The sequence below is a fragment of the Shewanella sp. T24-MNA-CIBAN-0130 genome, assembly GCF_040310185.1.
Taxonomy (GTDB): Bacteria; Pseudomonadota; Gammaproteobacteria; order Enterobacterales; family Shewanellaceae; genus Shewanella; species Shewanella psychromarinicola.
Window position 1 is genome coordinate 26047 of sequence record NZ_JBEOPP010000052.1, and the last position, 7235, is coordinate 33281.

At 41.1% G+C, this 7235-nt stretch carries 7 protein-coding genes; 2 read left to right on the forward strand and 5 right to left on the reverse strand.

Annotated elements, in window-relative coordinates; translation table 11 throughout:
* Positions 1-2: 2 nt before the first annotated feature.
* Positions 3-1367: a prephenate-dependent tRNA uridine(34) hydroxylase TrhP gene (gene trhP, locus AAEZ02_RS17380; RefSeq protein ID WP_351124198.1), complete on the reverse strand. Its 1365-nt coding sequence runs from the start codon at positions 1365-1367 to the stop codon at positions 3-5.
* A gap of 252 nt (positions 1368-1619) precedes the next feature.
* Between trhP and AAEZ02_RS17385 the strand changes: the two genes are divergently transcribed.
* Positions 1620-2462, forward strand: coding sequence for an HDOD domain-containing protein (locus AAEZ02_RS17385; RefSeq protein WP_101032481.1), 843 nt, complete (start codon positions 1620-1622; stop codon positions 2460-2462).
* A gap of 113 nt (positions 2463-2575) precedes the next feature.
* A complete protein-coding gene (locus AAEZ02_RS17390; RefSeq protein ID WP_502959596.1) occupies positions 2576-4069 on the forward strand; it encodes a putative bifunctional diguanylate cyclase/phosphodiesterase in 1494 nt (497 codons plus the stop codon).
* 51 nt (positions 4070-4120) lie between these two features.
* On the opposite strand, the gene AAEZ02_RS17395 is transcribed toward AAEZ02_RS17390, so the two are convergent.
* From AAEZ02_RS17395 to AAEZ02_RS17410, 4 genes are all read right to left on the reverse strand, one after another.
* Positions 4121-4552 (reverse strand): acyl-CoA thioesterase, encoded by a 432-nt coding sequence (locus AAEZ02_RS17395; RefSeq protein WP_101032480.1) that lies wholly within the window; start codon positions 4550-4552, stop codon positions 4121-4123.
* Positions 4553-4587: 35 nt separating this feature from the next.
* Positions 4588-5562: a substrate-binding periplasmic protein gene (locus tag AAEZ02_RS17400; protein WP_351124204.1), complete on the reverse strand. Its 975-nt coding sequence runs from the start codon at positions 5560-5562 to the stop codon at positions 4588-4590.
* 967 nt (positions 5563-6529) lie between these two features.
* The gene (locus AAEZ02_RS17405) at positions 6530-7003 is read right to left on the reverse strand and encodes a LabA-like NYN domain-containing protein (RefSeq protein WP_101032479.1); all 474 of its coding nucleotides are present in this window, start codon (positions 7001-7003) and stop codon (positions 6530-6532) included.
* Between the two features lie 17 nt (positions 7004-7020).
* Positions 7021-7158, reverse strand: coding sequence for a hypothetical protein (locus AAEZ02_RS17410; RefSeq protein WP_351124206.1), 138 nt, complete (start codon positions 7156-7158; stop codon positions 7021-7023).
* Positions 7159-7235 lie beyond the last annotated feature (77 nt).

A 7235-nucleotide genomic window follows, 5' to 3' on the forward strand; every position in this document is an offset into this window, starting at 1 on the left:
AGTTAACTGGGTTGATGAGGGTTTCGCGTATCTAACCCTTCAGGTAGGTTACGCATTAACATCGCTTTGTTTACATTAATATCCACTGGCAGCGCTAGAAACACGAAGTGCCCCGAGCCTAACGCGGAATCGATTGACTCGCCTTTGCGATTAAGTAACGATTCAATAGTGATAACAAAATTACCTTCGGTTGTCATTACTTCAACACTGTCACCGACGGAAAACTTATTTTTAACGTCAATTTCAGCTAATCCTTGAGCATTTCGTTGCCCAGTAAACTCACCGACAAATTGCTGGCTATCACTGACAGAGTGACCATATTGGTAATTTTGATATTCGTCATGGACATGGCGACGTAAAAATCCTTCGGTATAACCGCGATGCGCTAAGCCTTCAAGGTTGCTCATCAAGGTTCGATCAAAATCTTTGCCAGCAGCCGCATCTTCAATGGCTTGGCGGTATAATTGCGCCGTGCGCGCGACATAGTAAAAAGATTTGGTACGGCCTTCAATTTTTAATGAATCCACGCCCATTCGGGTTAAGCGATCCACATGTTGAATGGCGCGTAAATCTTTTGAGTTCATGATGTAGGTGCCATGCTCATCTTCAAACGCTGGCATATACTCGCCAGGTCGACCGGCTTCTTGCAATAGGACAATGTCGCTACTGGGTTGGCCAGAACCTAATGTTGGCGATTCAAACTGTACCGTGGGGGCGACAGGGATGATATCACCGGTCTCAGTTTGCTGTGCTTGGTGCACATCGTATTTCCATCGACAGGAATTAGTACAGGTTCCTTGGTTTGGGTCGCGTTTATTCATGTAACCAGAGAGTAAACAACGGCCAGAATACGCCATGCAAAGTGCACCGTGAACAAATACTTCTAATTCAATATCGGGACAACGTTGACGAATTTCTTCAATTTCATCCAGAGACAATTCACGAGACAAAATGACTCGTTTAATGCCTTGTTGTTGCCAGAATTTAACTGACGCCCAGTTAATCGCGTTAGCTTGAACCGATAAGTGAATCACTTGCTCAGGAAAGGCCTCGCGGACCATCATGATGAGCCCTGGGTCTGACATAATAACGGCGTCAGGCTTCATCGCAATGACAGGTTGCATGTCTTTAATATAGGTTTTTAGCTTGGCATTGTGAGGTGCAATATTACTCACAACATACAATTTTTTGCCAAGGGCATGTGCCTCTTCTATACCGGTGGCGAGCGTTTCCATTTTGAAATCATTATTTCTGACTCGTAAGCTATAACGAGGTTGGCCTGCGTAAACGGCATCGGCACCATAAGCAAAGGCGTAACGCATATTTTTAAGCGTACCAGCGGGAGATAATAATTCAGGTTTAAACATGGTTTTTCTCGACCTAATGGGATATTGCATAACTCAAGGTCGGAAGCTTACTTAAGGATATTAGCGCGGACAAATATAGCCTTGGTATTTGTGATGTCGGTTGTCTTTTTAGTATGACAAAGGCAATATTTAAGCGATTAATTGGCACAACAGCGGACAATTAATTAAGTTCTAGCTTGTTGAGTAATCGCAAACGTTATCGGTTTGGGTATATAATCACAACATTATTGACTATATATTTATGGAGACTCCATGTCGACGGAACATCAACTCTTGGTTGGACTATTAAAGAAGCTTAAAGATGATGCTTTAGTGCTACCGACATTGCCTGAAGTGGCTATGCGCGTTCAAGAAGTCGTGTCTCGTCAAGATTCAAGTCTTAAACAAGTCGCAGATATTATTGGTCAAGATGCCGCTATCTCAGCTCGAATTATTAAAGTGGCTAACAGTGCCTTGTATTCTCGGGGTAACAAAGCGGAAAGTATCAATGCAGCGGTTAGTCGTATTGGCTTAGTGCAAATAAAATCTATTACCACTTCTGTTGCCATGGAGCAGTTATTTATCTCCACTAACGAAATGGTGTGGGAAGTCATGGATGAAGTATGGAAAACCTCGATTGAGGTCACCGCTTCATCCTGTGCCATGCTCGAAATGTATAATAAGCGTCATCCCACTAAAAAATTAAATCGTGATACGTTAACCCTTGCGGGCTTAGTGCATAATATTGGTGCATTACCGGTATTAACCGAAGCAGAAGCTCAACCTGAACTGTTTAGTCGAATTGACGATTTACGCAGTTTAGTGCGTAAAATGCAGGGGCCGATTGGTCGTGCTGTATTAAAAACATGGGACTTTGCCCCAGAGGTAATGGAAGTGGTTGAACGTTGGTCTGATCTTCACTACCTGCCTAACACGGTCACTTACCTTGATTTTATTCGATCCGCAGCATTCTATACGGGTGAACTTCGTGCTGGTGAAGACTTAGAGGGAAGGTTAGGGGTGTTTGCCGAGCGCGGGCTACCTGTGACACCAGAAGATCTTGCCAGTGATGAATTTATTGAGATGTATCATTCAATTAAGCAAAGCTACGAATAGCCTTATTAATGGATATTTTTTATGGATATTACTCTTTGAGCCAATACCAGAATGAACACTATCCAAATATAATGCTGTTTAATGTCTAAAAACCACAAGATTGAAACTGTAACATGATGAATTATTTACTGATAACAATGTTATTTATTATTGCAGTTATGCTGTGCATTGTTGCATTTATTCATTGGCGTCAACATCGATTTATTCAGCGATTAACTCACTCGCTTGAACTCAGGTTGCTTAACCAAGATTCATTTAATATAGACTCTTCTTCTAAATCGTTAAAACCGCTCATTAACGTTCTTCATGATTTGCATCAATCAAGCCTGTTTATTACCGAACGGGATAAGTTAACCGGATTAGCCAATCGTGTCGGCTTTAAACGAAAAATGCTGGCTAGAATGCCGATTTCTGAAGGCATGCTGGTGCTGGTGGATATTCACCAATTTCGTTTTGTGAATGATTTATTTGGTTTTTTATTTGGTGACAAACTGCTTAAAGCATTTGCAAAGCGGATCGATAGTCTTAACTGCAAAGCACAGTTTATTGCGCGGATGAACGGTAATGAGTTTCTGTTGTTTTATCACCAACCCTTGACTATCGAGCAGTTGCTCACCATAAAAAATGATTTACAAAGACCATTTGAAATTGAACAGCAGCCCATCAGTATCAAAATGCAATTAGGGGTGTTGTCATTAAGTGAACATCATGCGGATGTGAGTTTGATGCTTCGCCGCTTAGATTTAGCCCTGAAGAAAGCCAAAGCATTAAAGCGGCCGATTGCTTTTTATGATCAGGATGATGATAAAGCGCAATACCGAGAATTGCTAATCATTAATGGCTTGCCTAAAGGATTAAAGCAAGATCAATTATTTATGGTCTTTCAACCAAAATTAGATATAAAAAGTGGCCAATGTAAGCAGGTAGAAGCATTGATCCGTTGGCAGCATGAAAGCTTAGGATTAATTTCACCGAGTGAATTTATTCCATTAGCGGAACAAACCGGAATAATTGATATTCTAAGTCCTTGGGTGCTGGATAACGTGTTGGCTCAACAAGCCAAATGGCGAAATATGGGGATTTACGTTAATGTTGCGCTTAATTTGTCATCAACTGATTTAGATAATCCCAATTTGGCAGTCGATGTCGCTACAAAACTATCCCAGTATCTGGTTCCTGCCGAATCCATTACGATTGAAATCACCGAAAGCGCCTTAATGATATCACTGGAACAAACTATTATGACCTTAAATCAATTGCGAGATATCGGGGTTAAATTGGCCATTGATGACTTTGGTACCGGCCATTCTTCTTTGGCTTATTTGCGTCATTTACCCGTAGATGAAGTGAAAATTGATAAAGCCTTTTTAGATGAATTTGAAACGTCCAAAGCCGCGAAACAAATTGTTAAGACCAGTATCGATCTCGCTAAAAATTTAGGTTTTGAAGTGACGGTTGAAGGGGTGGAATCTAAGTCCGTCTTAGAGACGTTACATCTTTTTGGGGTGGATACGATTCAAGGTGATTACTTTGCGAAACCTTTCACTGCCAGTGAGTTTGAACACATTTATCCGCAACTTAATCATCCGCAAATTAAACACCCATAACATAATGGCCTTTAAGGCGACATTGAGACGTTTTAGGTGACCTTGCTAAGACTAAGATCCCACCGATAAATGGGCGATTAATTCTGCAGGCATAGGCGCAAGTTGACGCTTCTGGTTCATGCAGACCATTTCAACGGTTGCCGTTACCGCAGGCTTTTTGGCATTGGGACGCCATATTTGCTGTTTCCACACTGTACGATACTTACTTTCAAAATAAAATTGAGTACGAACATCAATAATTTCTGCAAATTCAACCCCATCGTGACATAACATATCGCTGCGATAAACCGCAAAACCTAATTGTTGTTGCTGCCAAAGTTGACTAAGCACATCTGCACCAATGACATGTTCACGCGCGCGTTCGAAATACTTTAAAAAATTAGGATGGTACACCACACCAGAAAAGTCGGTGTCTTCATAATAAATTTGTACCGCAAAAGAGTGAACTGGACTGTATTTGGGCTCTACAGAGACATGGCTCATTACACTATGACCTTATGTTATTCATTGTATTGTGGTTAATTATTTGCGGGCAGAAGCAGTTGATGATACTTGCCTTGTTTTTGTAACGTGAGCAGTCCTTTATCGAGTAATTGGCTAAGGTGCTTTGCTTGTGGATTATGTTTAGAGAACGCGACAAATATTTCACTGGTATGATTGTTAAATTTTGCTTTTATATCATGGCTAACACCCATCTGGTTAATGTAAACATCAGCGACAAGATCATACATAATAGCAGCATCAATTCTGCCCACTAATAGTAAATTGATCAATTGGCGCTGACTATTAACGGTAATAACGTGTAGTTTCAGTTTTTCTACAAGTGTCATAAATTCATCTCCGTATTCATAACCATTCACAATGCCAATCGTGCTCTGTGCTGGGATCTGCCATTTATTATTCACAATGGTAGGGTATTCTTTGGCAAAGAAAAAAGAAGCCGTTACGGTAAAAAGAGGTTCATTACCAAATACAAAGCGATCAATAGTGCTCTGCTCACGGGTGACATTAAAGACGCCATCAACAGTGCCGCGTTCGGTCATAATCAGACCCCGAGAGTAAGGTACGACAATTGTGGAAACCTCAACATCAACTTGCTCAAAAGCATGGTTGATAATGTTGTGGGAAATACCTCTGCCGACTTCATCAGCAAACGGGGGCCAACTATCTTCTGCTGCTAACGTGATTCTTAGTGATTCTGCCACTGCCATTTTAGGGGTGACGATAACGCAAGCGCTTACAAGTGCAAGTAAAGTAACCTGAGCAAATATACGCCACACTTTGCCAGTTAGAATGTAACCAAGCAGGACGTTTGGGTAACCTATTAACGACATATAATCCTTTATTAAATGTTCCTGTTGCGCCAAGCGGATAATAGCACCTTTACTATTAAAGTGATATTTCCTCTGTTGCGAATATCGCCAATCAATAGCCGCTAGAATATGATTACTGCTAATGCCTACAAACTGACTCAGTGATAGATTAATGGTCATAATAAGGGTAACGGAAAAGAGTAATATTAATATTAACTAATTGATTGTTTTGCTAATAGATCAATAGGCTAGCCATAGTGTTAGTCATCAAGTTAGTTTGTTAAGGCGTCGATTTTGGCTGGTAAATGATTGAAATAAATACCATCACGGGCGAAAGCTGGAAAGTCACCGTGCAAATTAAAGAGCCCCTATGGCTGCTAGAGCGACCTTCGGTTTGTTAGGCTCAAGTGTCGCTTGGCTGCTAAGATTTTATAGGTTCTAGCCACGCAGCGTCCTAGCCTTTAGGCCTTGTTCTTCGGGAGCGCTGAAACGAGTATGTTGAAGTGGTTTGGGGATATATCAGCCATAGCCAAAATGATGGCTCAGGAGATGGGATTAAGTTATTTCAGTTTAATGTGCAGATGAATGCCGTGATGAATAGAGGTGGTCTATTGAGTAAACCCACTGACGATCCGGTGGGCTTTAAGCACAAAGATATAATGTCAGCATTGATGCCGACTTAGCTTAACAGCAAAAAAACATATTTTTAGATCGTGTCTGTTATCGTTGTCCTGGGCAGGATAATTTACTTAATCCGACAGTTGGTATTGCATCACGAAGTGTCTTATAAGCACACAATGACAAGCATTAAGCATTAAGCATTTGAGTAATGCCTTTATATTAAAACGTGACGCTATCACTTTTGTTACAAGCCGAGCCGTTGCTCTTTTTTTACATAATGTTACTGATTTCTTTGGCTAGCATAGCGTAGAGAAAAGCTTTATCGATTTGAAATTGTTGACTGACAAGCGACATCAATAACAACCCTAACCCTATGCGGTCGCGGTTTCATTTTTGCAAAGACAAACCATTAAATCGCTTATCTAGAGCGATTATTGATTTAACCGCTAATAGACACTCATCAGGATTAGCTATTGTAAAAGAGTGTCGATAAAGCGTATGCGAAATAAAGTAATGGCGTAAATGGCTAAATCAATAATGTGTTATCAATGGCGGTAAATTGCTGACATTGGTCGGTTAGCGACTTTGCGGTAAGGCGCTCAACACTTACTACATGGGTGTAGCATGTGGTCGTTTGGTTGATTTTTTTGAGTAACAAATCAAAATCACCATCACCAGACAGTAAAATAACTTCATCTACCATGGGGGCTATCTCAAGCATATCGATAGTAATACCGACATCCCAATCTCCCTTGGCTGAGCCATCACTACGCTGAATATAAGGCTTAGTTTTAACCGTAAAGCCAATATGTTTTAGTGCATCTTGAAATTTAACCTGTCCGTCATCTGCCGGAGCAATCGCATAGGCGATAGCATGGCTAATATTGCCTTGTGCGGATAAACGTTTATACAAGGCGCGGTAATTAAATGAACGCCCAAAACCTTGCTTACAGGTGTAATAAATATTTTGCACATCTACGAATACGGCAAGGGTTGTCATTATTACACCTGTGAAGGTTAAGGCTGTTGCGCTTTTTGAGCGGCAATGGCGTCATTAAGTTGTGCTTCAACTAACCCTAGTGAGTGAGTTGACGAAGAGATGAGTCGGTACATTGCGGGGATCACCAATAGGGCGACAACGGTCGCAAATGCCATATTGAACATTTTTAGGGCGCATTCTCGCTTGCTTTAGCTGCGAGTTAAGCCTTGCGTAAAGCGAAGCTTTACTGTTT

What these genes read in the sequence shown, in the direction of transcription:
- trhP (WP_351124198.1), bottom strand. Translation starts at nt 1,367, where the DNA reads ATGTTTAAACCTGAATTATTATCTCCCGCTGGTACGCTTAAAAATATG.
- AAEZ02_RS17385 (WP_101032481.1), top strand. Translation starts at nt 1,620, where the DNA reads ATGTCGACGGAACATCAACTCTTGGTTGGACTATTAAAGAAGCTTAAA.
- AAEZ02_RS17390 (WP_502959596.1), top strand. Translation starts at nt 2,576, where the DNA reads ATGATGAATTATTTACTGATAACAATGTTATTTATTATTGCAGTTATG.
- AAEZ02_RS17395 (WP_101032480.1), bottom strand. Translation starts at nt 4,552, where the DNA reads ATGAGCCATGTCTCTGTAGAGCCCAAATACAGTCCAGTTCACTCTTTT.
- AAEZ02_RS17400 (WP_351124204.1), bottom strand. Translation starts at nt 5,562, where the DNA reads ATGACCATTAATCTATCACTGAGTCAGTTTGTAGGCATTAGCAGTAAT.
- AAEZ02_RS17405 (WP_101032479.1), bottom strand. Translation starts at nt 7,003, where the DNA reads ATGACAACCCTTGCCGTATTCGTAGATGTGCAAAATATTTATTACACC.
- AAEZ02_RS17410 (WP_351124206.1), bottom strand. Translation starts at nt 7,158, where the DNA reads ATGGCATTTGCGACCGTTGTCGCCCTATTGGTGATCCCCGCAATGTAC.